Genomic DNA, 25,147 nt, shown 5'->3' with positions numbered 1-25,147 from the left:
GGTGTTACTTCGTCAGCGCGGTGACGACGGAGTCGACGTACGTGCTCATCGACTGGGGGCCGCCGAACATCCAGATGCCGTCGGGGAGTCGGTGCACGTTGCCCTTCTTGACGAACGGCAGGGAGGTCCACACCTTGTCCTTGGCGAGGACGCCGGTGAACGGCGTGCTGCCGGCGTCGCCGTCGTTGCCGACGTAGGCGAACTGCACGTCACCGAGCGTGGTGAGGCCCTCGACGTCGGTGGTGCCGAGACCGTAGGCGGGGTCGCCCTTGACGGTCCAGGCGTTCTTCAGGCCGAGCTTCTCGTTGACCGCGCCGATCAGCGAACCGCTGGTGTAGGGGCGGATGGAGACCTGGTTGGACATGACGTAGCCGTCGGCGAAGGCGTACTTCGTGCCGGCGAGACCGGCGTCGGCGAGCTTCTTCCTGCCCTCGTCGAGCTTGGCCTGGAACTGCTTCTTGAGCTCCTCGGACTTCTGCGTGGTGCCGGTGGCCTTGGCGATGGCGTCGAGGTCGGCGTTCATCCGGCCGATCGGGTCGGCGGCGTCGGCGGCCTTCAGCGTCAGGACCGGGGCGACCTTGCGCAGCTGCTTCACGGCGGCCGGCGGCAGGTCGGTGGTGGCGACGATGAGGTCGGGCTTCAGTGCGGCGACGGTCTCCACGCTGGGCTCGCCGCGGGTGCCGATGTCCTTCGGCTCGTTCTTGAGCGGGACGGCGGTGTCCCAGGTCTTGTAGCCCTTGACGTCGGCGACGCCGACCGGGTCGACGCCCAGGGTGATCAGGTGCTCGACGACGTTCCACTCGGTCCCGACGACCTTCTTGGCGGGGCCGTCGAGTTCGACCTTCTCGCCCGTGTCGTCGGTGAGGGTGATGGGCTCGGCGGACTTCTTCGCGTCGTCGGCGGCGGGCTCGGTGGTGCCGCAGGCCGTGAGGGCCAGGGCGGCGGCGGTCGCGATCGCCGTGGTGCTGAGGAGGCGCTTCATGAGGTGGTGCTGAGCCTTTCGCTTCGCGAGTGGTGCCGGCCGATGGCGCGGGTGCGCAGCCGTCCGGTGAGAGGGTCGGTGTCGACCTCGATGCGGATGCCGTACGTGTCGGTGAGCCGCTGCGGTGTCAGGACGTCCTCGGGGTCGCCGTCCGCGACGACCCGGCCCGCGTCGAGGAGGACGATCCGGTCGGCGACGGCCGCGGCCTGGTCGAGGTCGTGGAGGACGGCGCCGACGGCGATGCCGTGGTCGTCCGCCAGATCGCGCATGAGGTCGAGGAGTTCGACCTGGTAGCGGAGATCGAGGTAGGTGGTGGGTTCGTCGAGCAGCAGCACGCCCGTCTGCTGCGCGAGGCAGCCGGCGAGCCAGACGCGCTGGAGCTGGCCGCCGGAGAGGTGCTCGGCGCCGCGCTCCGCGAGTTCCGTGACGCCCGTCATGGCGAGCGCGCGGTCCACGGCTTCCGTGCCGCCCGGGTCGGCCCTGCCCCAGCGTCCCCGGTACGGGTAGCGGCCGAACTCGACCACGTCCCGCACGGTGAGCCCGCTGGGGGTGGGGCGTCCCTGCGTGAGCAGGGCGACGTGGCGCGAGAACTCACGGGGGCTCAGCGCGAGACCGTCGGTGGCGCCGTCGAGGACGAGCGTGGCCGTCCGTGGCTGCTGGAGGCGCGCGATGGTGCGCAGCAGCGTCGACTTGCCGCTGCCGTTCGGGCCGACGAGGACGGTCACTTCGCCGGGACGCAGCGTCATGGACGCGTCGTGGACGACGTCGACGCCTTCGTACGCCACGGTGACACCCATGGCCGAGAGTTCATGACCGTGGGGGCCGGGGGCCGCGGAGGTCTGTTCACCTGCTTGCACGTCCCGAAGGTTAGCCTAACCTTAGCGAGCGGCAAAAGAGGGGTCCGGCATCCGACCACAAGGCGAATTCCGGCCAAGCGGGCGGGTCCACGCCCCGGGACGGCCGTTGACCCGGCCCACGGGGGCGGCTACGTTCGCGTCCATGTTGCGTACAGCTCTGCTCACCACGCGCGGTCACATCGACCTGCTGCGGGTGGCCTCCGCCGCGTGTCGCCGCGGCCGCTGACGCCCCTTCACCCTCACCACCCTCACCACGTCTCCCTTGTGACGCCCTGACGCCCTGCGCCCCGGCGCCGTGCGCGCGTGCCCGCTCCGCGCCCACGCCCGCCGAGGCGCACCGTCGACGCGCTGACGGAAAGGCCCCCTCATGACCGTCCACCTGCACTGGTTCCTGCCGACCGGCGGCGACGGCCGGACCCTCGTCGACCGGCACGCCTACGCGGACGGTGGGATCACCCGGAACGGCACCGTGCCCGGCCTGCGCGCCCCCGACATCACCTACCTGACCCAAATAGCCAAAGCGGCCGAGCAGTTGGGCTTTGAAGCGGTACTGACGCCGACCGGGACCTGGTGCGAGGACGCCTGGCTGACCACGGTCGCGCTCGCCCAGCACACCGAGCGCCTCAAGTTCCTGGTCGCGTTCCGGCCGGGAGTCGTCTCGCCCGTGCTGGCGGCGCAGATGGCGGCCACGTACCAGCGGATCACCCGGGGCCGGCTGCTCCTCAACGTGGTGACCGGCGGGGACTCCGTCGAGCAGCGCCGCTTCGGCGACCGCCTCGACCACGACCGCCGCTACGCGCGCACGGCCGAGTTCCTCTCGGTGGTGCGGGGCGTCTGGAGCGGGAAGCCGTACGACTTCGACGGCGAGCACTACCGGATCGAGGGCGGGCTGACCGCCCTGCCGCCGGACCCGCTGCCGGAGGTGTTCTTCGGCGGCTCGTCCGCGGCGGCGGGCCCGGTCGCGGCGGAGCACGCGGACGTGTACCTGACCTGGGGCGAGCCGCCGTGGCAGGTGAAGGAGAAGATCGACTGGATCCGCCGCCTCGCGGAGGAGCGGGGGCGGACGGTCCGCTTCGGGATCCGGATGCACACGATCTCGCGCGACTCGGCACGCGAGGCCTGGGCGACCGCCGACCGGCTGCTCGCCGACCTCGACGCCGGGACGGTCGCCTCCGCGCAGGCGGCGCTCGGCCGCACCGAGTCCGTCGGCCAGCAGCGGATGCTGGCCCTGCACGGACGCGGCTCCCTCGACCGGGACAAGCTGGAGATCTCGCCGAACCTGTGGGCGGGGGTCGGTCTCGTCCGGGGCGGGGCCGGCACCGCGCTGGTCGGCAGCCACACCGATGTCGCGGACCGGATCGAGGAGTACCACGACCTGGGCGTGGAGCACTTCGTCCTGTCGGGCTACCCGCACCTGGAGGAGGCGTACTGGTTCGGCGAGGGCGTGACTCCGGAGCTCGTGGCGCGCGGGCTCGTCGCCCGGCGGGAAGATCCCCGACCCCCGACGAGTTAGTAGAACCGTGAACGAATTCGGTGGAGCAGCGGACCAGGCCACACCCGTGGACGTCGTCGTCATCGGCGCCGGACAGGCGGGCCTCTCGGCCGCCTTCCACCTGCGGCGCGCCGGCCTGGAACCCGACCGGGACTTCGTCGTCCTCGACCACTCCCCGCACGCGGGCGGCGCCTGGCAGTTCCGGTGGCCCTCACTCACGTACGGGAAGGTCCACGGCATGCACGCGCTGCCCGGCATGGAGCTGACCGGCGCCGACCCGGCGCGCCCCTCGTCGGAGGTGATCGGCGCGTACTTCGACACGTACGAGCGGACCTTCGACCTGCGCGTCCACCGGCCCGTCGACGTCACCGCCGTCCGTGAGGGCGACGGCGGACGGCTGCTCGTCGAGACCTCCGAGGGCGGGTACGCCACACGCGCCCTGATCAACGCGACCGGCACCTGGGACCGCCCCTTCTGGCCCCGCTACCAGGGGCAGGAGACCTTCCGGGGCCGCCAGCTCCACACGTCCGGCTACCCCGGCCCCGCGGAGTTCGCCGGGAAGCGGGTGATCGTCGTCGGCGGCGGGGCCTCCGGGACCCAGCACCTCATGGAGATCGCCGACGTCGCCGCCGCGACGACCTGGGTGACCCGGCGCGAGCCCGTCTTCCGCGAGGGCCCCTTCGGCGAGGCCGAGGGCCGGGCGGCCGTGGCGCTCGTCGAGGAGCGCGTACGCCTCGGACTGCCGCCGCAGAGCGTCGTCTCGGTCACCGGCCTCCCGCTCAACGACGCCATCCGCGCGGCCCGCGAGCGCGGCGTCCTGGACCGGCTGCCGATGTTCGACCGGATCACCCCGACCGGGGTGGCCTGGGACGACGGGCGGACCGTCGACGCGGACGTGATCCTGTGGGCGACCGGCTTCCGCGCCGCCATCGACCACCTGACGCCGCTGCGCCTGCGGGAGCCGGGCGGCGGCATCCGGGTGGAGGGGACGCGGGCGGCCCGGGACGAACGCGTCCACCTCGTCGGCTACGGCCCCTCGGCCTCCACGATCGGCGCCAACCGCGCCGGACGCGCGGCCGTCTCCGACATCCTCCGCCTCCTGGAGCGCGAGCCGGCCGTCGTGCGCTGAACGGCGTCCTTCCCGCCCGCCTCGTTCCGCGCTCCCTAGAACTTCCGGGAGAGCCGGTTGGCGTTGAACTCCGCGACGTTCTCCTGGTGGAGCGCGTAGTCGGCGGTGAAGCGGGTGTCCCCCGGGGCCACCGTGACGAAGTACAGCCAGTCGCCGTCCGCCGGGCGGATCACCGCGTCCATCGCCTGCTCCCCCGGGTTCCCGATGGGCGTCGGCGGCAGGCCCTTCCGCTCGTACGTGTTGTACGGGCTCTCGATCCTCGTGTCCGCGGTGGTCGTGTCGACGGTGCTGCGGCCCAGTGCGTAGTTCAGGGTCGAGTCCATCTGCAGGGCCATGCCCCGGGCGAGCCGGTTGTGCACGACCCGGGCGACCTTGGCCATGTCCTCGGGGCTGTCGGCCTCCGCCTCCACGATGCTGGCGGCGATCACCGTCTGGTACACGCTCATCCCGTGCGCCCGGGCGCCCTCGGCGATCCGCTCGGTGCCGAATCGTTTGCCCGCGGTCTCCGCCATGTAGCGGAGGAGCCCCTCCGGGGTGGTGGCGGCGACGACCGGGTAGGTGGCGGGGAAGAGGTAGCCCTCCGGGTTGCCCCCGGCCGCGGCGGGGAGCGGGAGGGCGGCGCCCGGTGCGGACGCGGCCTTCCGTGCCGTCCCCTCGGGGAGGCCGAGCACCCGGTCGACGGCCGTGTAGACCTGCCCCGACCGCCACCCTTCCGGGACGAGGAGGGTGCGGGGCTGTTCGGCGGCCGGTTCGTCGCCCCGGACCAGCAGGAGCGGGACGGTGATCACGGCGGCCACGGCGGCCACGGCGCCGAGCAGGAGCGCCAGGCGTCCGCGCCGGGTGAGACGGGCGCGGCGGGGAGGCCGGGGAAGTGAGGGGCGGCGGGGACTGCGCGGGGGTGCGTACGGTGACGGCTGCCGGTACGTCATGGCCGCACGCTAACCCGCCCCGTGCGGGATTCCGGGGAACCCCGCGCACGCGGCGGCGCCGCCGGCCCCCTGGGACGGGGAACCGACGGCGCCGGGCACTGCGATCGTCAGACGAGCCAACCCAGGAAGTGGAGGACGCCGGCGAGCAGATCGGTGATGACGTTCATGGTGGTGCTTCTCCTCGTACAGGTACATCAGTGGGACGGTGCGGTCGCGGTCTGCAGCCCGTCGCTCGCACTCCGTAATCTTCCGATGCCGTACGGGAGTGGGGCAACGATTCCCGGCACGATCACACGTTCTGGGGAACAACCGATCCCGCGTTCGTTTGTTCGCCCTGCCCGGCGTCCTGCCCCGCGTCCCGCTCGGCGTCCTGCCCGGTGTCCTCGGCGGCGCCCGTCACGGCGGCGCGGGCGTCCCTGCGGACCAGGGCGGCGTACCGCCCGTCCCGGGCGAGCAGCTCCTCGTGCGTCCCGCGCTCGGCGATCTGCCCCGCCTCCAGGACGACGATCTGGTCGGCGTCGCGGACCGTGGAGAGCCGGTGGGCGATGGTGATGGTGGTGCGGCCGGCCGAGAGCGCGTCGATGGCCTGCTGCACGGCGTGCTCCGTACGGGTGTCGAGGGCGCTGGTCGCCTCGTCGAGGATGAGCACCGGCGGGTCGCGCAGGATCGTGCGCGCGATGGCCAGTCGCTGCTTCTCGCCGCCGGAGAAGCGGTAGCCGCGCTCGCCGACGAGGGTGTCGTACCCCTCGGGCAGCGAGGCGATGTGCTCGTGGATCTGCGCGGCGCGCGCGGCGGCCTCGATCTCCTCGTCCGTGGCGTCCGGCTTGGCGAAGCGCAGGTTGTCGGCGACGGAGGCGTGGAAGAGGTAGGTCTCCTGGGAGACGACGCCGACGGCACGGGCCAGGGTGTCGAAGTCGAGGTCGCGCACATCGACGCCGTCGAGGGCGACACGGCCGCCGGTGACGTCGTACAGCCGGGGCACGAGATAGCTGAGGGTGGACTTCCCGGAGCCGGTGGGGCCGACGACGGCCAGGCTGCCGCCGGCGGGGACGGTGACGTCGATCCCGTCGAGGGTCGCGCGGTCCTGGCCCTCGGGGTCGTAGTGGAAGGTGACCTTCTCGAAGGCCACCTCGCCCCGGACCTCGGCGAGCCGCACGGGCTCGGCGGGCTCGGTGATGTCGACGGGCAGGTCCAGGTACTCGAAGATGCGCTGGAAGAGGGCGAGCGAGGTCTGCATCTGCACGCCGGTGGAGAGCAGGCTCACGGCGGGCCGGAAGAGGCCCTGCTGGAGCGAGACGAAGGCGACGAGCGTGCCGAGGGATATCGCGGGGCCGCCCGACTGGAGGGCGATGCCGGCGGCCCAGTAGATCAGGGCGGGCATGGCGGCCATGACGATGCCGATGGTGGACATGCGCCACCGCCCGGCCATGGAGGAGCGCACTTCGAGGTCGACGAGGCGCTCGGACTCCTCGGCGAAGGACCTGGTCAGGGAGTCGGCGCGGCCCATGGTGCGGCCGAGCAGGATGCCGCTGACCGAGAGGGACTCGGTGACGGTCGCGGCCATGGCGGCCATCTGCTTCTGGCGCTGGGTGGTGATCGCCTTGCGCTCGCGGCCGACGCGGCGGCTGATCCAGACGAAGACGGGGAGCAGGAGCAGGGAGACGACGGTGAGCCGCCAGTCGAGGGCGAGCATGGCGACGACGGTCGCGACGACGGCCGTGAGGTTGGAGACGAGCGAGGTGGCCGTGGAGGTCACGGTCGCCTGCATGCCGCCGATGTCGTTGGCGATGCGGGACTGGACCTCGCCCGTGCGCGTGCGCGTGAAGAAGGCGAGGGGCATCCGCTGGAGCTGCTCGTAGACCCCGGTGCGCAGGTCGTGCATGACGCGTTGGCCGACGGTGGTGGAGATCAGGGTCTGGAGCACGCCGAAGACGCTGGTCAGCACGGCGGTGGCGATCATGCCGAGGGCGAGCAGGCTCAGCAGCCCCGTGCGGCCCTCGGGGATCGCGGTGTCCAGGATCTCCCTGAGCAGGAACGGCGAGGCGACCGAGACCAGCGAGGCGGCGCCGACGAGGAGGCCGACGAGCGCGAGGCGGGCGCGGTAGGGACGGAAGAGCCGCAGGATGCGCCGCAGCTGCGCGGGCTCCTTGGGCTGGGCGGAGTCGCGTGGCGGAGGCGTCCAGTCGGACTGGTCGTGGGGGCGCATAGGCTCCTTCTGGAGTCAGCGGGCGGGCGATCGGCGATCGGCGATCGGGAGCTCAACGGTCGGGAGTTCGACGACCGATACAGACCCTAGCTCATTGTTACCTATACTCACAATGAACATGGTCCTGATAATGTTCCCGCTATGAGCACCTCCGACCGCCTGAGCGCGTCCGACGTCGACGGCCTCCTCGCCGAGCAGCTCCTGCGGCTCACCCGGCGCCTGCACCGCATCCAGAAGCACCACCTGGAGCCGGTCGGCATCACTCCCGCGCAGTCTCGGCTCCTGCGGACGGTCGCGCACTTCGGGGAGCCGCCCCGGATGGCCGATCTCGCGACCCGGCTCGAAGTCGTCCCGAGGGCCGTGACCAGCCTCGTCGACGGCCTGGAGGCGGTGGGGCGGGTCCGCCGGGTCCCCGATCCGAGCAACCGCCGCGTGGTCCGGATCGAGCTCACCGACGCCGGACGCGCCACGCTGCGGAAGCTGCGCAGCGCGCGCCGGGCCGCCGCAGAGGACATTCTTGCTCCATTGACCGTCGAACAGCGCGAGGTGCTCGGAGGTCTGCTGTCCGCTCTGGTCGACCGCGTTCCGGAGAGCGGCTGCTGATCCCCCGGGCGATCCCCCGGGCACGGGGGCCGCGCCGAAGGGGAGTCGTGACATGCCGCTGCTTGAGCCGAATCCGCAGGCGCTTCGTCCGGGTGTGGAGCGGAGCCCGGCGCCGGACCGGGTTGCGGAGGTGCAGTCGCGGGGGACGCCACGGCGGTTGCGTGAGGAGCTGTCGGAGCTGCTGGGTGCGGGGAAGGTGTTGTCGAAGATCTCCGATCTGGTCCGGTACGCCTCCGACGCCAGTCCGTACCGGTTCGTGCCGCAGGTCGTGGTGGTCGCCGAGGACATCGACGACATCTCCGCGATCCTGTCCTACGCACACGGCAAGGGCCGAGAGGTCGTCTTCCGGGCCGCCGGCACGAGTCTGAACGGGCAGGCGCAGGGCGAGGACATCCTGGTGGACGTCCGTCGGCACTGGGCGGGCGTGGAGGTCCTGGACGGCGGTGCTCGTGTCCGGATCCGTCCGGGAACGACGGTGGTGCGGGCGAACGCGGCGCTCGCCCCGCACGGCCGGGTCCTGGGCCCCGACCCGGCGAGCGCGATCGCCTGCACGCTCGGCGGGGTGGTGGCCAACAACGCCTCCGGCATGACGGCGGGGACCACCCGGAACTCGTACCGGATGCTGGCCTCGCTCACCTTCGTCCTGCCGTCGGGGACGGTGGTCGACACGGCCGACCCGGCCGCCGATGAAGAGCTCGCGCGCGCGGAGCCGGGGCTGTGCGCGGGGCTGATGGAGCTGAAGGCGGAGATCGAGGCGGATGCGGAGCTGACGGCCCGGATCCGGTCGAAGTTCGCGATCAAGAACACCAACGGCTACCGCCTCGACGCCTTCCTGGACGGGGCGACGCCGGTGGAGATCCTGCGGGGGTTGATGGTCGGCTCGCAGGGCACGTTCGGTTTCATCGCCGATACCGTCTTCGACACCCTCCCCCTGGACCGGAAGGTGTCCACCGCCCTGCTGTTCTTCCCCTCCCTGCCCGCCGCCGCGGCGGCGGTGCCGCTGTTCAACGAGGCCGGGGCGCTGGCGGTGGAGCTGATGGACGGCAACACCCTGCGCGCATCCGTCAGCGTGGCCGGGGTGCCGGCGGACTGGGCGCAGCTGCCGAAGGAGACCGCGGCGCTGCTCGTGGAGTTCCGGGCCCCCGACACCGCCGCCCAGGAAGCCTACGAACACGCCGCCGCCGGAGTCCTGGCCGGGCTTGATCTGGTCGCCCCGGTGGCCTCGGTGGAGAACGCGTTCACCCGCGACCCGAAGACCGTCAACGGCTACTGGAAGGCCCGGAAGGCGTTCGTGACGGCGGTGGGTGGCTCGCGGCCTTCGGGGACGACCCTGATCACGGAGGACTTCGCCGTCCCGCCGGCCCGGCTCGCGGAGGCCTGCGCCGAGCTGCTCGACCTCCAGGCCCGGCACGGCTTCGACGCCGCCGTCGCCGGCCACGCGGCCCACGGCAACCTCCACTTCCTCCTCGCCTTCGACGCCGCCGCACCGGCCGACGTCGAGCGCTACGCCGCGTTCATGGACGAGTTCTGCAAGCTCACCGTCGAACGCTTCGACGGCTCCCTCAAGGCCGAACACGCCACCGGCCGCAACATCGCCCCCTTCCTCGAACTGGAATGGGGCACCAAAGCCACCGAGCTGATGTGGCGGATCAAGGAAGTCATCGACCCCGACGGGATCCTCGCCCCCCGGATCGTCCTCGACCGCGACCCCCAGGCCCATCTGCGCGGTCTGAAGACCATCCCGAAGGTCGAGCTGATCGCCGACCCGTGCATCGAGTGCGGGTTCTGCGAGCCGACCTGCCCCAGCCACGACCTGACGACCACCCCTCGCCAGCGGATCGTCCTGCGCCGCGAGATGATGCGCCAGCCCGACGGCTCCCCCGTCGAGGCCCGGCTCCTGGAGGCGTACGGCTACGACGCGATCGACACCTGCGCCGGCGACTCCACCTGCAAACTCGCCTGCCCCGTCGGCATCGACACCGGCGCCCTGATGAAAGAGTTCCGGCACGAGAGGCATTCACCCCGCGAGGAGAGGATCGCCGCTCTCGCCGCGACGAACTTCCGCGCCGTCGAGGCCTCCGCGCGGCTCGCCGTCGCCGCCGCCGACAAGATCGGCGACCGCGTCCTGGCCAAGGTGACCGGCGCGGCCCGCAAGGCGATCCGCCCCGACCTCATCCCCGAATGGCTGCCCGAGATCCCCGGTCCGGCCGCCCGCCGCCTGCCCCGGACCCACCGGCCCGCCGCGACCGCCGTCTACTACCCCGCCTGCGTCAACCGCATCTTCGGCGCACCCGACGCCCACCACGGCCCCTCCCTCCCCGAAGCCGTCGTCACCCTCTCCGCCCGCGCCGCCCGACCCGTCTGGATCCCCGACGACGTCACCGGCACCTGCTGCGCCACCATCTGGCACTCCAAGGGCTACCGGCAGGGCAACACGATCATGGCCAACCGCATCGTCGAAGCCGCCTGGGGCTGGACCGCCGGCGGCAAGCTCCCCCTCGTCGTCGACGCCTCCTCCTGCACCCTCGGCATCGCCCACGAAGTCGTCCCCTACCTCACCGACGACAACCGCCAACTCCACGACGAACTCACCGTCATCGACTCCCTCGTCTGGGCGGCCGACCACCTCCTCCCCCGACTCGACGTCCGCCGCCGCGTCACCTCCGCCGTCGTCCACCCCACCTGCTCCATGCACCACCTCGGCGACGAGGAACACCTGACCAGACTCGCCGAGGCCTGCGCCGAAGAGGTCGTCGTCCCCACCGACGCCGGCTGCTGCGCCTTCGCGGGCGACCGGGGCATGCTCCACCCCGAGCTGACGGCCTCGGCGACGGCCCGCGAAGCCGCCGAAGTCACCGCCCGCCCCTTCGACGTCCACCTCTCCGCCAACCGCATGTGCGAGATCGGCATGGACCGCGCCACCGGCCGCAGCTATCAGTCGGTGCTGCTCTCCCTGGAGCGCGCGACCCGCCCCTGACCTGCCGTCAGCCTGCCGCGCCGCCCTCCGAAGTGGCCCCTCACCCCGCATGGTGAGGGGCCCTTCGTATGTTCGGGTGACGCGTGGTGTCCGGTTCGGCGCGACTCGATATCCGGAACAGTAAGGTCCAACTACCCGTCGCAAGAGTCCTCTCCGCGCCCTTGCGCACTGTCGTTCACCGGGGCCGGGGGGCCTGTGCGGGATTCATGAAACAGCCGTGCACACAGCTCCTGGAGGTTCCATGAACGAGCAGCTACCGCACCCCCCGAGCCGCCGCACGGTCCTCAGGACCACCGTCGGGGCGGCCGGAGCGGGGCTCGGCATCGGCGCCGTCGGCGCCCCGGCCGCCGAGGCCGCACCGGCCCCCCAAGCCGCACCGGCCGCCCAGGCCGCCGCCGGATCCGCACCGGCCGGGTCGAGGCGGCTCGGAGCGACCATGGCCGGGGTCCCGTTCGAGGGCCGTTCCACGGTCCGCGTCGGGATCATCGGCCTCGGCAACCGGGGCAACGGCATGATCGGCCTCTTCCTCGCGCTGCCCTGGGTGCGGGTGGTGGCCGTCTGCGACCCGGTGCGGGAGAAGGCCGAGCGGGCCGCCGCCAAGGTCGTCGCCGCCGGGCAGCCCGCCCCCGCCGTCTACACCCACGGCGAGGACGACTACGAGAACCTGTGCGCCCGCTCCGACCTCGACTTCGTGTACGTGGCCACCCCCTGGGACCTCCACTTCGCCATGGCCCGGGCGGCGATGCTGAACGGCAAGCACGTCGGCGTCGAGTGCCCGATCGCGATGCAGATCGACGAGCTGTGGGAGCTGGTCGACCTGTCCGAGCGGACCCGCCGCCACTGCATGCAGCTGGAGAACTGCTGCTACGGGCGGAACGAGATGCGGGTCCTGCGGATGGCGCACGCCGGGAAGTTCGGCCGACTGCTGCACGGCGCGGGGGCGTACAACCACGACCTGCGCGGCCTGATGTTCTCGCCGACGTACTACGAGGGGCCCTGGCGCCGGCAGTGGCACACGCGGCTGCGCGGCGACCTCTACTCCAACCACGGCTTCGGCCCCGTCGCCAACTACATGGACGTCAACCGGGGCGACCGGGTGGTGAGCATCAGCAGTTTCGGCACCCCGGCGCTCGGCCTGGCCGAGTACCGGGCGGAGCACATGCCGCCCGGCGACCCGAGCTGGAGCGAGACGTACATCGAGAGCGACCGGACGATCAGTCTGGTCCAGACGGCGAAGGGACGGCTCATCCGGCTGGAGCACGACGTCTCCACCCCGCACCCGTACAGCCGGATCAACAGCCTGGGCGGGACGAAGGGCGTCTTCGAGGACTACCCGCCCCGGATCTATCTGGAGCCGGACCACACGAACGACGAGTGGGCCGACTTCTCGTCCTACGCCGACGAGTTCGACCACTGGCTCTGGAAGGAGCACGCCAACCCGCCCGGCGGCCACGGCGGCATGGACTACATCATGCTCTACCGGCTGATGCAGTGCGTGCAGCTGGGGCTCGTCCCCGACTTCGACGTGTACGACGCCGCCACCTGGACGGCCCCGGTGCCGCTGAGCCACGCCTCGATCAGGGCACAGGGCGCGCCGCAGGAGATCCCCGACTTCACCCGCGGCGAGTGGTCCAGGGCCCGCCCGGGGGTGGACTCGGTCAGGCCCTCCTGAGGATCAAGCCCTCCTGAGAGGGGCGGTGCCCGGTCCCCGCGGGCGGGGGCCGGGCACCGTCGTGTTCAGCAGCGCCGCCGGTCCTCGGTGAGCGTTCCCTGAACCGTCGTCACGGTCCGGTCGTGGCACCCGTCGGAGCCGTACAGCCGGTAGCGCTCGGTCGTCGTGGCGACCGCGTGCCGCTGGTCGCGCGGGACGCCGGTGGTGTACGTCGCGTCCCCGGTGTACGTGTCGTCCAGGTGCGACCAGGAGAGGCGCCGGCCGTCGCGCAGGACGAGGGTGTCTGCGCGGTCCCCGAGGGTGAGGACCGTCCGCAGCCGGTCGCCCGCGCCGATCGTCGTCTCGCCGTCCATGGTGTACGCGCGGTCGGCGCGGGTGACGGTACGGCCGTGGGTCACGCTCTCGCGGTCGGTCCAGCGCGCGGTGAAGGCGTCCGGGTTCTCGTCCTCGCCCCAGCGGTGGACGGAGGTGTGGCCGACGGTCCGGTCGACGGCGGTGGCGACCCTGCCGTGCGAGGTGTTCAGGTGCCCGGCGACGGTGAGCCGGTGCCCGGCCTCGGTGTCGACGCGCTGCGGCGCGCTCCCGGAGGCCGCCGTGTACACGGAGGAGTTGCGCGGGACGCTCTCCTCGTGCCGGTCGAGCCCGCCGGTGACGACGCGGCTGCCCTCGTCCTGCCAGAGCAGCACGTTGGTGGGGAGGGACCAGCCGCCCAGCCCGGCCGGGACGCCGGCGACCGAGACCTCCACGCGGTGGGCGCGGCCGTCGTTGAGGACGGCGGCGAAGGGGGTCAGGTCGTAGACGATCGGCTGGACGTCGAAGGCGCGCGGGCCGGGGGTGACGTACCAGAGGAAGGGGTTGGACCAGCCGCCGGTCCAGACCGTGGGGAAGGGGGCCGCGATGCCCGCGAGCCGGCCGTCCACGGAGACGCGGACCTCGCGGTGGGGGCCGTCGGTCGCCCGGCAGGAGTACGGGGCGGCGTCGGGGACGGAGAGGTACCAGTACTCCTCGCAGCCGCCGCCGGAGCCGGTGGCGTACACCTCGGCGAGCAGCCGTTCGGTGTTGCGCGGGGTGGTGAGGGTGGAGTCGGTGAGGGGGATCACCCGGTCGGGGGTACCGGCGGCGGGTCTCACGCGGCCTTCCGCGGTGTGGAAGGTGAGGGTGACGCGGACGTCGAGGACGCCCGTGTACGTCTCGTTCACGACATTGCCGATCAGCATCTCGACGGGCTGCGGGCGGCTGAGGGTGTCGCGGTAGCGGGTGACGTCCTTCTCGACGGACCAGGTGATGCCGTCGGGCGAGGGCTGGGGCGTGGAGGTGCGGAGGATCTCCACGCCGCCGACGGTGACGTAGCCGAGGCGGTCGTACTGGCGGCCCTTGACGCTTCCTTCGAGGCGGAGGACGACCTTGTTCCAGCGGGTGCCGCACTCCTCGGGCGGGGTGTATCCGCCCTGGTACGGGGTGAAGTCGCGGAACTGCGCGGCGGCGAGGGTGACCTCGCAGCTGCGGGTGCCGGGGGTCTCGACGGGCGGGGCGGCGGTGACCGGGTCGTGCCAGTCGCTCGTGAACTCGGCGGGGGGCGTCGGGCCGTTCGGACCGTCGGCGGCGGCCGGGTGGGCGGTGAGCAGTGCTCCGGCGGCCAGGACCAGACCGCTGAGCATGCTCATGATCTTGTGTGATCTCATGGGGCGGAAGTGAAGCGCGGTCACCAGGGCTCGGTCCAGAGGACGATGAGCGGACATGGCGCGATCTGTTCCCTCTTGGGGAAAATCGATTGCCGTGCAGCGGCGAAAAAGCGAACCTTGCACGGTTTCCTCCACCGCCGCCGGGCACCCGTATCCGCGCACCCCCGTGTGCGACCCCCCGGACAGACCCGAAGACTCTGGGACGCCATGCAGATTCACGACCTTCCCTACGCCGATCCAGGGGTCCCCGATGTCCGCTCGGGCACTCGGCTCCTCCTCTGGCTCGGCCGCAACCAGCTCGGCGGGCAGGTGAAGGCCCTGCTCTGGGGGCTTCTCCTCCAGTTGGGCATCGCCGGGCTGCCGCTCGGCGTCGGCGTCGCCGTGCAGGCGGTCGTGGACCGTGACGGCGGGCGGCTCGCCCTCGCCGGGGGCCTGCTCGTGGGCTTCGGGCTCGCGATCGCGGTCGGGGACACGATGCTGCACCGCACCGCCGTCACCAACTGGATCACGGCCGCCGCCCGGGTCCAGCAGCTCCTCTCCCGCAAGACCGCCGAACTGGGCTCCGTCCTCACCCGCCGGGTCGCCGCGGGCGAAGTGGTCTCCGTTTCCACAGGTGACGTCGAGAAAATTGGATGGTTCGTCGAGGCGCTGTCCCGGTTCGCCGCGGCCGCCCTCTCCCTCGTGATCGTCTGCGTGGCCCTCGTCGTCTACCAGCCCGCCCTCGGCATCGTCGTCGCCCTCGGCGTCCCGGTCCTCGCCCTCGCCGTGCTGCCGCTCCTCCCCCGCGCGACGCGCCGGGCGGACGTCCAGCGCGAGAAGGCGGGCAAGGCCACGGAGCTGGCCTCCGACACCGTCGCCGGGCTCCGCGTCCTGCGCGGCATCGGCGGCGAGGAGCTGTTCCTCGGCCGCTACCGCGCCGCCTCCCAGGAGGTCCGCAAGGCGGCCGTGCACAGCGCGCGGATGTGGGCGCTGATCGCCGCGATCCAGGTCGTGCTGCCCGGCATCCTGCTCATCGTCGTCGTGGCGTACGGGGCGCGGCTCGCGCTCGACGGGCGGATCACGGTCGGCGAGCTCGTCACGGTCTACGGGGCCGTGGCCCTCACCCATCATCCGATGCGGAACTTCGAGGAGATCGCGATGGCCTTCTCCTTCTCCCGGCCGTCGGCGAAGCGGGCCGCCCGGGTCCTCGCGCTGACCCGCACGACCACCACCACGGACACCGCGGGCGAGGAGCGCGAGGCGACGGGCGATCTGTACGACCCGCTGACCGGGCTCCTCGCCCCGGCCGGCCGGTTCACCGCCGTCGTCTGCGGCGACCCGGACATGGCCGGACGGCTCGCGGACCGGCTCGGCGGCCACCCGACCGAACCCGACAAGGACCACACCTCGGTCCTGCTCGGCGGCGTCCCGCTGGACGAGCTGCCGCTGCCGGCGGCCCGTACGGCCGTCCTCGTCCAGGACAAGGAGCCGGTCCTGCTGTCGGGCACGCTCCAGGACCTCTTCGACGTGCCCTCATCGGGCGCGGTCCGGGCCGAGGAGGCGCTCGCCGCCGCCCAGTGCGGCGACGTCCTCGACGCGCTCGCCCAGGCCTCCGTCGACACCGAAGGGGACCCGATGCGGACCCGGATCACCGAGCGGGGCCGGTCGCTCTCCGGCGGTCAGCGCCAGCGGCTCGCACTCGCCCGCTCGCTGGTGACCGACCCGGAGGTGCTCGTCCTGGACGAGCCCACCTCGGCGGTCGACTCGCACACCGAGTCCCGGGTGGCCGAGGGCATCGCCCGGCTGCGCGAGGGCGGGACCACCGTGGTCCTCGCCTCCTCGCCGCTGCTCCTGGACCGCGCCGACCGCGTGGTCCTGGTCCACGAGGGGCAGGCGGTCGCCGTCGGCACCCACCGCGAACTGCTCGCCAAGGAGCCCCGCTACCGCGCGGTCGTCACCCGCGAGACGGACGAGGAGCTCGCCACCGCGAGCCGCCTCGACGACGAACTCGAAGCACTGGAAGGGGAAACGGCATGATCGGCCTGGCGCCACCGGAGTACGACCCGGCGGCCCCCACGACGGCGACGACGCTGCCCGTCGCGGCCGGCGCGACCGTACGGATCTACGTACGGGAGCTGCTGCGCCGCCACCGCAGGGCGTTCACCCTGCTCATCGGGGTGAACGCGGTCGCCGTGATCGCCTCGATGGCCGGCCCGTACCTCCTCGGTTCGGTGGTGGACGAGCTGAGCGCCGGGGCCCGCGACCTCCATCTGGAGCGGACGGTCGCGCTGTTCGCGGTCGCCCTGCTCGTCCAGACGGTCTTCGTGCGGCTCGTCCGGCTGCGCGGGGCGATGCTCGGCGAGGAGATGCTCGCCGATCTGCGCGAGGACTTCCTCGTCCGCTCCGTCGCCCTGCCGCCCGGCGTCCTCGAACGGGCCGGGACGGGCGACCTGCTCTCCCGGATCACCACGGACGTCGACCGGCTCGCCAACGCGATGCGCGAGGCCGTGCCCCAGCTGGCCATCGGTGTCGTCTGGGTGGGCCTGCTCCTCGGCGGGCTCGCGGTGACCGCTCCCCCGCTCGCGCTCGCGGCCCTGCTCGCGGCCCCGGTGCTGATCGTGGGCTGCCGCTGGTACTTCAAGCGGGCGCCGTCCGCGTACCGCTCGGAGTCCGCGGGGTACGCGGCGGTGGCCGGCGCGCTGGCCGAGACGGTCGACGCGGGCCGCACGGTGGAGGCACACCGCCTGGGCGCGCGCCGGATCGCCCTCTCCGACCGGCGGATCACCGAGTGGGTGGCCTGGGAGAGGTACACGCTCTTCCTGCGTTCGGTGCTCTTCCCGGTCGTCACGCTCACGCACACGACGGTGCTGTGCGGCGTCCTCCTCCTCGGCGGGGTCTTCGTCTTCCAGGGCTGGATCGACGTGGGCCAGCTGACGACGGGCGCGCTGCTCGCGCAGATGCTGGTGGACCCGATCGGGATCGTGCTCCGCTGGTACGACGAACTCCAGGTCGCGCAGGTCTCGCTGGGCCGGCTGGTCGGCGTCCGGGACATCGAGCCGGACGCGGGGGACCACGAGGTGCGGCCGGACGGGCGTGCCGTCAGCGCGGACGAGGTCCGGTTCGGCTACCGCGAGGGCGTCGACGTGCTGCACGAGGTGTCCCTGAAGGTGGCGCCGGGCACCCGGCTCGCCCTCGTCGGCCCCTCGGGCGCGGGCAAGTCCACGCTCGGCCGGCTGCTCGCGGGCATCTACGCCCCGAGGACGGGCTCGGTCACCCTGGGCGCCGCCGAGCTGGCGAAGATGCCCGCCGAGCGGGTCCGCGAGCACGTGGCCCTGGTCAATCAGGAGCATCACGTCTTCGTCGGCTCGCTCCGGGACAATCTGCTGCTGGCGAGGAACGACGCCGCCGACGCCGAGCTGTGGGAGGCCCTCGCCGCGGTGGACGCGGAGAGCTGGGTCCGGGGCCTCGACGAGGGCCTGGACACCGAGGTCGGCTCGGGCGGCCGTTCGCTGACGCCGGCGCAGGCCCAGCAGGTGGCGCTGGCCCGGCTCGTCCTCGCGGATCCGCACACGCTGGTCCTGGACGAGGCGACCTCGCTGCTCGACCCGAGGGCGGCCCGGCACCTGGAGCGGTCCCTCGCCCGGGTCCTGGACGGACGGACGGTCGTGGCCATCGCGCACCGGCTGCACACGGCGCACGACGCCGATCTGATCGCGGTGGTCGAGGCCGGCCGGATCAGCGAGCTCGGCAGCCACGACGAGCTGGTGGCGGCGGACGGCGCGTACGCGGCGCTGTGGCGGTCCTGGCACGGCTGACCCGCGCGGGTGGGGGCGCGCCGGCAGGTGCGCCCCCACCCCCTTGCCGGCCGTTCGCTCAGTAGCCGATCGTGAACCGGCGCTGGACGAAGCGGGGCAGCTCCGCCTCGTCGACCAGCGCCACGGCGGCGTCCTCCGCCGAGACGCGGCTGCGCCCGTCGGCGTCCCGGACCGGCTGGTCCTCGCCGACGCGGAAGCGGCCGGTGCGCTCGCCGGGGGCGATGTCCTCGGCGGGGCTGAAGTAGGTCCACCGGCGGTTGGAGGTGCGCAGCACGTTCAGGGCGTCCCGGTGGCCGCGTACCGCCGCCGCGTAGGCCCGGGGCAGTCCGACGGAGTCGAGGGTCTCGTGGAGCCGCTCCTCCGCGTCGGCGAGGACGACGCCGGGCTCGATCTCCAGGCTGCCGGCGCCGCCGATGACGATCAGCCGGGTCCTGGGGTGGGTCTCCAGGGCTTTGAGCAGGGCGCGGGCCGCGGTGGCGTAGACGCCGGCGTCGGCGATGGAGCGCCGCACGGTGTCGGTGAGGTCCCGGGCGGCGTTGCCGGGCTGGAAGGCGCTGATCAGGACGTCGAGCCCGGGCAGGACGGCGGCGACGGCGTCCGGGTCGAGGACGTCGAGGCTCGCCCAGGTGATGTTCTCGCGGGTCTCGGCGGCCGCCGCCCCGGTGGTGTCGCGGCCGAAGGCCCTGATGTCGTGCCCGCGCTCCAGGGCCTCCGCGACGACGCGGCTGCCGATGGTGCCGGTGGCTCCGATGACTCCGATGCGCATGACTCTCCCCTGTGTCCCCGGTGATCAGCTTCACGGCGTCGCGAGCGTGACGCCGTGAGAAAACTATACGCCGTGAAGTTCACGGCGTGCAGTTTTCCTACACCCCTCAGTGGAGCGGTAGGGTTCCCGGATGACCGGGACATCGGAAGCACGGACAGGAACGCCGCCGGCCGGCCGGGGACGCCGCGAGCGGCTACGGGCCGAGACGACGGCCGAGATCAAGGACACGGCCCTGCGGCTGATGGCCTCCGGCGGGCCCGACGCGATCACCCTGCGGGCCATCGCCCGCGAGATGGGCATGACGGCCAACGCGATCTACGGCTACTTCGCCACCCGCGACGACCTGGTCACCACGCTCATCGACGACGTGTACTCGGCGCTGGCCGACGCCGTGGACGCGGCCTGGGCGACCGCCCCCGCCGATGACGCGGCCGCCCGGATCCTGGCCTGGTCCCGCGCCTTCCGCGCCTGGGCCCTGGCCAATCCCGAGGGCTTCCGGCTGATCTACGGCGACCCCGTCCCCGGCTACCGGGCCCCGGAGGGCGGCCCCGCCCCGGACGCGGCCCGCCGGGTGTGCACCGGCCTCGCCGGGCTCGCCGCTGCGGCCTGGCCGTACGCCGAACCCCAGTACCGGGACAGCGCGTTCGCCTGGTCCGACTTCGACGCCGGACTCCTCGACAAGGTGCGGCCGGCCTTCCCCGAGCTGCCGCCCGCCGCCGTCGCGCTGGCCCTGCGCCTCTGGGGGCGTCTGCACGGCCTGGTGACCCTGGAGGTGTACGGGCACCTGCGGCGCCAGACCACGAGCCCGGACAAGCTCTTCGCGGAGGAACTCACCCAGCTCGTCCGGACCCTGGACGTCCCCGCGGCCGGCGCCTGAAAGAGCTAGAAGAAGCCGAGCGCCGAGGCTCCGCCGACCCCGCCGAGCACCATGAAGGCGGGCATGAGGACCTTGAGCTCGACCCAGCTGCCGGCCCGGAAGCGCATCCCCTTCGGCGGTCCGATCGGGTACCAACGCTTGCGGCCCACCGGGATGGGCCACAGGACCGGGCAGCCGGAGACCGTCAGGGCGTCGCCGATGTCGTGGACGAGGGCGCCCAGGACGATCGGCAGCCCCAGCCACAGGTACTCCTGGCCGGGGCCCGTGAAGAACCAGTCCGCGCCGTTGCCCGGCTTGTCGAGGACGCCCGCGAGGATCCAGGCGCTGGTCGCGCCGAGCAGCCACACCAGGACGTCGCTGGACATCCGCGCGGCCCGCCACAGCAGGCCCTCCACGGCGAGGACCAGGTGGACGAAGAGGATGGCCAGGACCGCCCACCGGCCGCCGGTGACCGCCGCGGCAGAGGCGCCCGCGCCGATCAGGACGGCCCAGAGCCAGGTGTGGGTGAGGGTGCGGTGCCCGCCGGACCTGCGGGGGTCGGCCGAGGAGCGGGTGGCCTTGTAGACGGCGTACGAGAGCTTGTCGACGATCTCGCAGAGGCCCCGGGAGACCGGCCCGAAGGCGCGGGAGATCGTCGCCGACTTGTGGTCGAGGTCGGGGGCGAGGGCGGCGCCCGCGCAGATGAGGGCCCCGACGAGCAGGACCGGCCACGGCATGGGCTTGTCGAAGGCGGCGGCAGCCGCTCCCACACCCAGCCAGGCCGCCGCTCCGGACAGTGAGTGCGCCGGTCCCATCATGGTTGCTGCCGCCCCGTTTCTCCTGCGCCGGCGCTCAGTTGACGACCGGTCGACGGACGAGCCTACCGTCCGTGATCAAGGAGGCCGGCGGCCGGTTCCCTCATCCGAGCGGAATCCAGGCAAGATGGGGGGCGTGACCCTTATCGATCAGCTTCCGCCGACCGCCGACCCCGACGCCCTCTTCGAGGCCTTCTCCTCATGGGCCGAGGACCAGGGCATCACGCTCTACCCGGCCCAGGAGGAGGCGCTGATCGAGGTGGTGTCCGGGGCGAACGTGATCCTGTCGACCCCGACCGGCTCGGGGAAGTCGCTGGTCGCGGCGGGGGCGCACTTCACGGCCCTCGCGAACGACCAGGTCACCTTCTACACGGCGCCGATCAAGGCGCTCGTGTCGGAGAAGTTCTTCGACCTGTGCAAGCTCTTCGGCACGGAGAACGTCGGCATGCTCACCGGCGACGCCTCCGTGAACGCGGACGCGCCGGTCATCTGCTGTACGGCCGAGGTCCTCGCCTCGATCGCCCTGCGGGACGGCAAGCACGCCGACATCGGCCAGGTCGTCATGGACGAGTTCCACTTCTACGCGGAGGCGGACCGCGGCTGGGCCTGGCAGATCCCGATCCTCGAACTGCCGCAGGCGCAGTTCATCCTCATGTCGGCGACGCTCGGTGACGTGGCGATGTTCGAGAAGGACCTGACCCGGCGGACCGGAAAGCCGACCTCGGTGGTCCGCTCGGCGACCCGGCCGGTGCCCCTCTCGTACGAGTACGAGCTCACACCGATCACGGACACCCTGACGGAGCTCCTGGAGACCAAGCAGGCCCCCGTCTACATCGTCCACTTCACGCAGGCCCAGGCCGTCGAGCGGGCGCAGTCGCTCATGAGCATCAACATGTGCACGCGCGAGGAGAAGGACCGGATCGCCGAGCTCATCGGCAACTTCCGCTTCACCACCAAGTTCGGACAGAACCTCTCGCGGTACGTCCGCCACGGCATCGGCGTCCACCACGCGGGCATGCTGCCCAAGTACCGGCGGCTCGTCGAGAAGCTCGCCCAGGCCGGTCTGCTGAAGGTGATCTGCGGGACGGACACGCTGGGCGTCGGCGTCAACGTGCCCATCCGTACGGTGCTGTTCACGGCGCTGACCAAGTACGACGGCAGCCGGGTGCGCACGCTGCGGGCCCGTGAGTTCCACCAGATCGCGGGCCGGGCCGGCCGGGCCGGCTTCGACACCGCCGGTTACGTGGTCGCGCAGGCGCCCGAGCACGTCATCGAGAACGAGAAGGCGCTCGCGAAGGCCGGCGACGACCCGAAGAAGCGCCGCAAGGTGGTCCGCAAGAAGGCTCCGGAGGGCTTCGTCGCCTGGAGCGACACCACCTTCGAGAGGCTGATCGGCTCCGAGCCGGAGCCCCTGACCTCGCGCTTCAAGGTCACCAACATCATGCTGCTGTCGGTGATCGCCCGCCCGGGCAACGCCTTCGACGCGATGCGCAAGCTCCTGGAGGACAACCACGAGCCGCGCAAGGCGCAGCTGCGGCACATCCGCCGGGCCATCGCGATCTACCGCTCGCTGCTGGACGGCGGTGTGGTGGAGCAGCTGGAGACCCCGGACGCCGAGGGCCGCACGATCCGGCTGACCGTCGACCTCCAGCAGGACTTCGCGCTCAACCAGCCGCTGTCGACGTTCGCGCTGGCCGCCTTCGACCTGCTGGACCCCGAGTCCCCGTCGTACGCCCTCGACATGGTGTCGGTGGTGGAGTCGACGCTCGACGACCCGCGCCAGATCCTCGCCGCGATGCAGAACAAGGCGCGCGGCGAGGCCGTCGGGCAGATGAAGCGCGACGGCGTCGAGTACGAGGAGCGGATGGAGCGGCTCCAGGAGATCTCGTACCCGAAGCCGCTGGAGGAGCTGCTCTGGCACGCGTACGACGTCTACCGGAAGTCGCACCCGTGGGTCGGCGACCACCCGGTCTCGCCGAAGTCGGTCATCCGTGACATGTACGAACGCGCCATGACGTTCACGGAGTTCACGTCCTGGTACGAGCTGGCGCGGACCGAGGGCATCGTCCTGCGCTACCTCGCGAGCGCGTACAAGGCGCTCGACCACACCATCCCGGACGACCTGAAGACCGAGGACCTGGAGGACCTGATCGCCTGGCTGGGCGAGATGGTGCGGCAGGTGGACTCCTCGCTGCTCGACGAGTGGGAGCAGCTGGCGAACCCGGAGGTCCAGACGGCCGAGGAGGCCCAGGAGAAGGCCGACCAGGTCAAGCCGGTCACGGCGAACGCCCGCGCCTTCCGGGTCCTCGTGCGCAACGCGATGTTCCGCCGGGTGGAGCTGGCGGCCCTCGACAACGTGGACGCGCTGGGCGACCTCGACGCCGAGTCCGGCTGGGACGCGGACGCGTGGGGCGACGCGATGGACGCGTACTGGGACGAGTACGACGACCTCGGCACGGGTCCCGACGCGCGCGGCCCGAAGCTCCTCGCCATCGAGGAGGACGCGGCACACGGTCTGTGGCGCGTCCGGCAGACCTTCGCCGACCCGAACGGCGACCATGACTGGGGCATCAGCGCGGAGGTGGATCTCGCGGCCTCCGACGAGGAGGGGCGGGCGATCATCCGCGTGACGTCCGTGGGACAGCTCTGAGGATCGGCCGGCTCTAAGGAGAGATGACGGTGACCAACCCCGCCGAGAAGCTCGTCGATCTGCTCGATCTGGAGCGGATCGAGGTGAACATCTTCCGCGGGCGCAGCCCGCAGGAGTCCTTGCAACGGGTCTTCGGCGGGCAGGTCGCCGGGCAGGCCCTGGTGGCGGCCGGCCGGACCACCGACGGCGACCGGCCGGTGCACTCGCTGCACGCCTACTTCCTGCGGCCGGGCCGGCCCGGGGTGCCGATCGTGTACGAGGTGGAGCGGGTGCGGGACGGCCGGTCGTTCACGACCCGCCGGGTCACGGCGGTCCAGGAGGGGCGCACGATCTTCAACCTGACGGCCTCCTTCCACAAGCCGGAGGAGGGCGCCTTCGAGCATCAGCTGCCGCCGCGGCACCTGACCGACCCGGAGAGCCTGCCGAACCTGGCGGACGAGATCCGCGAGCACCTGGGGGCGCTGCCGGAGGCCCTGGAGCGGATGGCCCGCCGGCAGCCCTTCGACATCCGGTACGTGGACCGGCTGCGCTGGACCGCGGAGGAGGTCAAGGGCGCGGACCCGCGCTCCGCGGTGTGGATGCGGGCCGTGGGGCCGCTGGGCGACGATCCGCTGGTCCACACCTGCGCGCTGACCTACGCCTCGGACATGACCCTCCTGGACGCGGTCCGGATCCCGGTGGAGCCCCTGTGGGGTCCGCGCGGGTTCGACATGGCGTCGCTGGACCACGCGATGTGGTTCCACCGGCCGTTCCGGGCGGACGAGTGGTTCCTGTACGACCAGGAGTCGCCGATCGCGACGGGTGGCCGGGGGCTCGCGCGGGGCCGGATCTACGACCGCGAGGGACGGCTTCTCGTGTCGGTGGTCCAGGAGGGGCTGTTCCGCCCGTACGCCGGCTGACGGTCAACCGTCCATCCGGGCGATGCGGGGTCCGTGCTTTCGACACCGTGGCAGGACACGTCGTTGCCTGTCTCCAGCATGATCGATTGTCCGGTCCCCTCGTTCGCCCGATGAAAGTGTGCAGTCATGTCGACCTCGACCGACCTCAAGGTCCGCGCCGTCCGCGCGGAGGACTTCCCGCAGTGGCGCGCGCTCTACCGCGGCTACGCCGACTTCTACAAGGTCGAGCAGACCGAGGAGGCCGCCGCACGCGTGTGGTCGTGGGTGAACGACCCCGGCCACGAGGTCGAGGCGCTCGTGGCCGAGGACGGCGACGGCAGGCTGGTCGGCCTCGCGCACTACCGGGCCTTCGCCCGTCCGCTCTCGGCGACCACCGGCGGCTTCCTCGACGACCTGTTCGTCGCCCCGGAGAGCCGCGGGTCCGGCGCGGCCGACCTGCTGCTCGCCGCGCTGCGCGGGATCGCCGCCGAGCGCGGCTGGAGCGTCGTCCGCTGGATCACCGCGGACGACAACCACCGGGCCCGCGCCAAGTACGACCGGCTGGCGACCCGCACGATGTGGGTCACGTACGACATGACGCCCGGCGCCTGACACCCCTACGGGGTCTGGTCGAAGCCCGGGAGGGTGTCCTGGGCGACCTCGTGGCGGCGGGAGCGGATGTCGGGGCCCGGCGGGTGGAGCTTGGCGTCACAGGTCGGCCCGAGGCCCGTACGGCGGGAGTCCGCGCCGGTCAGGGGGCGGCCGCAGAGCCGGCAGCACACCCGGTCGGATTGTTCCTCCGACGCGGAATCGATCGCGATGGCCAGTCGTTCGTCACCCATGTGGAGATCAAACCCCA

General features: G+C 72.3%; 20 protein-coding genes. 12 read left to right on the top strand and 8 right to left on the bottom strand.

Annotated elements, in window-relative coordinates; genetic code table 11:
- Positions 1-4 precede the first annotated feature (4 nt).
- Together ACZ6K0_RS27110 and ACZ6K0_RS27105 are read right to left on the bottom strand one after the other, a co-directional pair.
- Positions 5-982, bottom strand: a complete 978-nt coding sequence (locus tag ACZ6K0_RS27110; RefSeq protein WP_469232450.1) for an ABC transporter substrate-binding protein — start codon at positions 980-982, stop codon at positions 5-7.
- Entirely contained in the window at positions 979-1,779 is an 801-nt protein-coding gene (locus tag ACZ6K0_RS27105; protein ID WP_376396739.1) for an ABC transporter ATP-binding protein, read from the bottom strand. Before ACZ6K0_RS27105 ends, ACZ6K0_RS27110 begins: the two co-directional genes overlap by 4 nt.
- 202 nt (positions 1,780-1,981) lie before the next feature.
- Here ACZ6K0_RS27105 and ACZ6K0_RS27100 point away from each other — a divergent pair, with 202 nt between their 5' ends.
- The 3 genes from ACZ6K0_RS27100 to ACZ6K0_RS27090 all read left to right on the top strand — a co-directional run bounded on the left by ACZ6K0_RS27100 (position 1,982) and on the right by ACZ6K0_RS27090 (position 4,460).
- Positions 1,982-2,065, top strand: coding sequence for a putative leader peptide (locus ACZ6K0_RS27100; protein WP_352027631.1), 84 nt, complete (start codon positions 1,982-1,984; stop codon positions 2,063-2,065).
- A gap of 141 nt (positions 2,066-2,206) precedes the next feature.
- Entirely contained in the window at positions 2,207-3,352 is a 1,146-nt protein-coding gene (locus ACZ6K0_RS27095) for an LLM class flavin-dependent oxidoreductase (protein ID WP_376396742.1), read from the top strand.
- Between the two features lie 7 nt (positions 3,353-3,359).
- Positions 3,360-4,460, top strand: a complete 1,101-nt coding sequence (locus ACZ6K0_RS27090; RefSeq protein ID WP_469232452.1) for an NAD(P)-binding domain-containing protein — start codon at positions 3,360-3,362, stop codon at positions 4,458-4,460.
- Between the two features lie 35 nt (positions 4,461-4,495).
- Here the strand turns inward: ACZ6K0_RS27090 and mltG are convergent, their stop codons facing one another.
- Together mltG and ACZ6K0_RS27080 are read right to left on the bottom strand one after the other, a co-directional pair.
- Positions 4,496-5,389, bottom strand: a complete 894-nt coding sequence (gene mltG, locus ACZ6K0_RS27085; protein WP_469232454.1) for an endolytic transglycosylase MltG — start codon at positions 5,387-5,389, stop codon at positions 4,496-4,498.
- 289 nt (positions 5,390-5,678) lie between these two features.
- Positions 5,679-7,595, bottom strand: coding sequence for an ABC transporter ATP-binding protein (locus tag ACZ6K0_RS27080; protein ID WP_469232456.1), 1,917 nt, complete (start codon positions 7,593-7,595; stop codon positions 5,679-5,681).
- 141 nt (positions 7,596-7,736) lie between these two features.
- Between ACZ6K0_RS27080 and ACZ6K0_RS27075 the strand changes: the two genes are divergently transcribed.
- The 3 genes from ACZ6K0_RS27075 to ACZ6K0_RS27065 all read left to right on the top strand — a co-directional run bounded on the left by ACZ6K0_RS27075 (position 7,737) and on the right by ACZ6K0_RS27065 (position 12,847).
- Positions 7,737-8,198, top strand: a complete 462-nt coding sequence (locus ACZ6K0_RS27075) for a MarR family winged helix-turn-helix transcriptional regulator (RefSeq protein WP_469232458.1) — start codon at positions 7,737-7,739, stop codon at positions 8,196-8,198.
- 52 nt (positions 8,199-8,250) lie between these two features.
- Positions 8,251-11,175 (top strand): FAD-binding and (Fe-S)-binding domain-containing protein, encoded by a 2,925-nt coding sequence (locus ACZ6K0_RS27070; RefSeq protein WP_469232459.1) that lies wholly within the window; start codon positions 8,251-8,253, stop codon positions 11,173-11,175.
- 241 nt (positions 11,176-11,416) lie between these two features.
- Entirely contained in the window at positions 11,417-12,847 is a 1,431-nt protein-coding gene (locus ACZ6K0_RS27065; RefSeq protein ID WP_469232461.1) for a Gfo/Idh/MocA family protein, read from the top strand.
- Between the two features lie 65 nt (positions 12,848-12,912).
- Here ACZ6K0_RS27065 and ACZ6K0_RS27060 read toward each other — a convergent pair whose 3' ends face one another.
- The gene (locus tag ACZ6K0_RS27060; protein WP_469232463.1) at positions 12,913-14,529 is read right to left on the bottom strand and encodes a peptide-N4-asparagine amidase; all 1,617 of its coding nucleotides are present in this window, start codon (positions 14,527-14,529) and stop codon (positions 12,913-12,915) included.
- Between the two features lie 207 nt (positions 14,530-14,736).
- Between ACZ6K0_RS27060 and ACZ6K0_RS27055 the strand changes: the two genes are divergently transcribed.
- The gene (locus ACZ6K0_RS27055; RefSeq protein ID WP_469232465.1) at positions 14,737-16,545 is read left to right on the top strand and encodes an ABC transporter transmembrane domain-containing protein; all 1,809 of its coding nucleotides are present in this window, start codon (positions 14,737-14,739) and stop codon (positions 16,543-16,545) included.
- Positions 16,542-18,323 carry an ABC transporter ATP-binding protein gene (locus ACZ6K0_RS27050; protein WP_469232467.1) on the top strand — a complete coding sequence of 594 codons (1,782 nt, stop codon included), beginning with the start codon at positions 16,542-16,544 and terminating at the stop codon, positions 18,321-18,323. The genes ACZ6K0_RS27055 and ACZ6K0_RS27050 overlap by 4 nt, the downstream gene beginning before the upstream one ends.
- Before the next feature lie 58 nt (positions 18,324-18,381).
- On the opposite strand, the gene ACZ6K0_RS27045 is transcribed toward ACZ6K0_RS27050, so the two are convergent.
- Complete coding sequence (locus tag ACZ6K0_RS27045) at positions 18,382-19,089, bottom strand: NAD(P)-dependent oxidoreductase (protein WP_469232469.1); 708 nt, start codon at positions 19,087-19,089, stop codon at positions 18,382-18,384.
- A gap of 130 nt (positions 19,090-19,219) precedes the next feature.
- On the opposite strand from ACZ6K0_RS27045, the gene ACZ6K0_RS27040 reads away from it, so the two are divergent.
- Positions 19,220-19,966, top strand: coding sequence for a TetR/AcrR family transcriptional regulator (locus ACZ6K0_RS27040; protein WP_469232471.1), 747 nt, complete (start codon positions 19,220-19,222; stop codon positions 19,964-19,966).
- Positions 19,967-19,971: 5 nt separating this feature from the next.
- On the opposite strand, the gene ACZ6K0_RS27035 is transcribed toward ACZ6K0_RS27040, so the two are convergent.
- On the bottom strand, positions 19,972-20,763 hold the full coding sequence (locus ACZ6K0_RS27035; RefSeq protein WP_376396779.1) for a metal-dependent hydrolase: 792 nt from the start codon (positions 20,761-20,763) through the stop codon (positions 19,972-19,974).
- A gap of 133 nt (positions 20,764-20,896) precedes the next feature.
- On the opposite strand from ACZ6K0_RS27035, the gene ACZ6K0_RS27030 reads away from it, so the two are divergent.
- From ACZ6K0_RS27030 to ACZ6K0_RS27020, 3 genes are all read left to right on the top strand, one after another.
- Positions 20,897-23,410, top strand: a complete 2,514-nt coding sequence (locus ACZ6K0_RS27030; protein WP_376396781.1) for a DEAD/DEAH box helicase — start codon at positions 20,897-20,899, stop codon at positions 23,408-23,410.
- Positions 23,411-23,439: 29 nt separating this feature from the next.
- Positions 23,440-24,309, top strand: a complete 870-nt coding sequence (locus tag ACZ6K0_RS27025) for an acyl-CoA thioesterase (RefSeq protein ID WP_376397284.1) — start codon at positions 23,440-23,442, stop codon at positions 24,307-24,309.
- A gap of 126 nt (positions 24,310-24,435) precedes the next feature.
- Positions 24,436-24,900, top strand: coding sequence for a GNAT family N-acetyltransferase (locus tag ACZ6K0_RS27020; protein ID WP_376396784.1), 465 nt, complete (start codon positions 24,436-24,438; stop codon positions 24,898-24,900).
- Positions 24,901-24,905: 5 nt separating this feature from the next.
- On the opposite strand, the gene ACZ6K0_RS27015 is transcribed toward ACZ6K0_RS27020, so the two are convergent.
- Positions 24,906-25,130, bottom strand: coding sequence for a DUF6011 domain-containing protein (locus ACZ6K0_RS27015; protein ID WP_376396787.1), 225 nt, complete (start codon positions 25,128-25,130; stop codon positions 24,906-24,908).
- Between the last annotated feature and the right edge of the window lie 17 nt (positions 25,131-25,147).

The organism is Streptomyces sp. NPDC042346 (assembly GCF_055581845.1).
This window is presented reverse-complemented; position numbering and strand designations above follow the sequence as displayed.

Bases quoted from the DNA above. Each gene is read 5' to 3' on its own strand.
- ACZ6K0_RS27110 (WP_469232450.1), bottom strand. From the start codon at position 982: ATGAAGCGCCTCCTCAGCACCACGGCGATCGCGACCGCCGCCGCCCTG.
- ACZ6K0_RS27105 (WP_376396739.1), bottom strand. From the start codon at position 1,779: ATGGGTGTCACCGTGGCGTACGAAGGCGTCGACGTCGTCCACGACGCG.
- ACZ6K0_RS27100 (WP_352027631.1), top strand. From the start codon at position 1,982: ATGTTGCGTACAGCTCTGCTCACCACGCGCGGTCACATCGACCTGCTG.
- ACZ6K0_RS27095 (WP_376396742.1), top strand. From the start codon at position 2,207: ATGACCGTCCACCTGCACTGGTTCCTGCCGACCGGCGGCGACGGCCGG.
- mltG (WP_469232454.1), bottom strand. From the start codon at position 5,389: ATGACGTACCGGCAGCCGTCACCGTACGCACCCCCGCGCAGTCCCCGC.
- ACZ6K0_RS27080 (WP_469232456.1), bottom strand. From the start codon at position 7,595: ATGCGCCCCCACGACCAGTCCGACTGGACGCCTCCGCCACGCGACTCC.
- ACZ6K0_RS27075 (WP_469232458.1), top strand. From the start codon at position 7,737: ATGAGCACCTCCGACCGCCTGAGCGCGTCCGACGTCGACGGCCTCCTC.
- ACZ6K0_RS27070 (WP_469232459.1), top strand. From the start codon at position 8,251: ATGCCGCTGCTTGAGCCGAATCCGCAGGCGCTTCGTCCGGGTGTGGAG.
- ACZ6K0_RS27065 (WP_469232461.1), top strand. From the start codon at position 11,417: ATGAACGAGCAGCTACCGCACCCCCCGAGCCGCCGCACGGTCCTCAGG.
- ACZ6K0_RS27060 (WP_469232463.1), bottom strand. From the start codon at position 14,529: ATGAGATCACACAAGATCATGAGCATGCTCAGCGGTCTGGTCCTGGCC.
- ACZ6K0_RS27055 (WP_469232465.1), top strand. From the start codon at position 14,737: ATGCAGATTCACGACCTTCCCTACGCCGATCCAGGGGTCCCCGATGTC.
- ACZ6K0_RS27050 (WP_469232467.1), top strand. From the start codon at position 16,542: ATGATCGGCCTGGCGCCACCGGAGTACGACCCGGCGGCCCCCACGACG.
- ACZ6K0_RS27045 (WP_469232469.1), bottom strand. From the start codon at position 19,089: ATGCGCATCGGAGTCATCGGAGCCACCGGCACCATCGGCAGCCGCGTC.
- ACZ6K0_RS27040 (WP_469232471.1), top strand. From the start codon at position 19,220: ATGACCGGGACATCGGAAGCACGGACAGGAACGCCGCCGGCCGGCCGG.
- ACZ6K0_RS27035 (WP_376396779.1), bottom strand. From the start codon at position 20,763: ATGATGGGACCGGCGCACTCACTGTCCGGAGCGGCGGCCTGGCTGGGT.
- ACZ6K0_RS27020 (WP_376396784.1), top strand. From the start codon at position 24,436: ATGTCGACCTCGACCGACCTCAAGGTCCGCGCCGTCCGCGCGGAGGAC.
- ACZ6K0_RS27015 (WP_376396787.1), bottom strand. From the start codon at position 25,130: ATGGGTGACGAACGACTGGCCATCGCGATCGATTCCGCGTCGGAGGAA.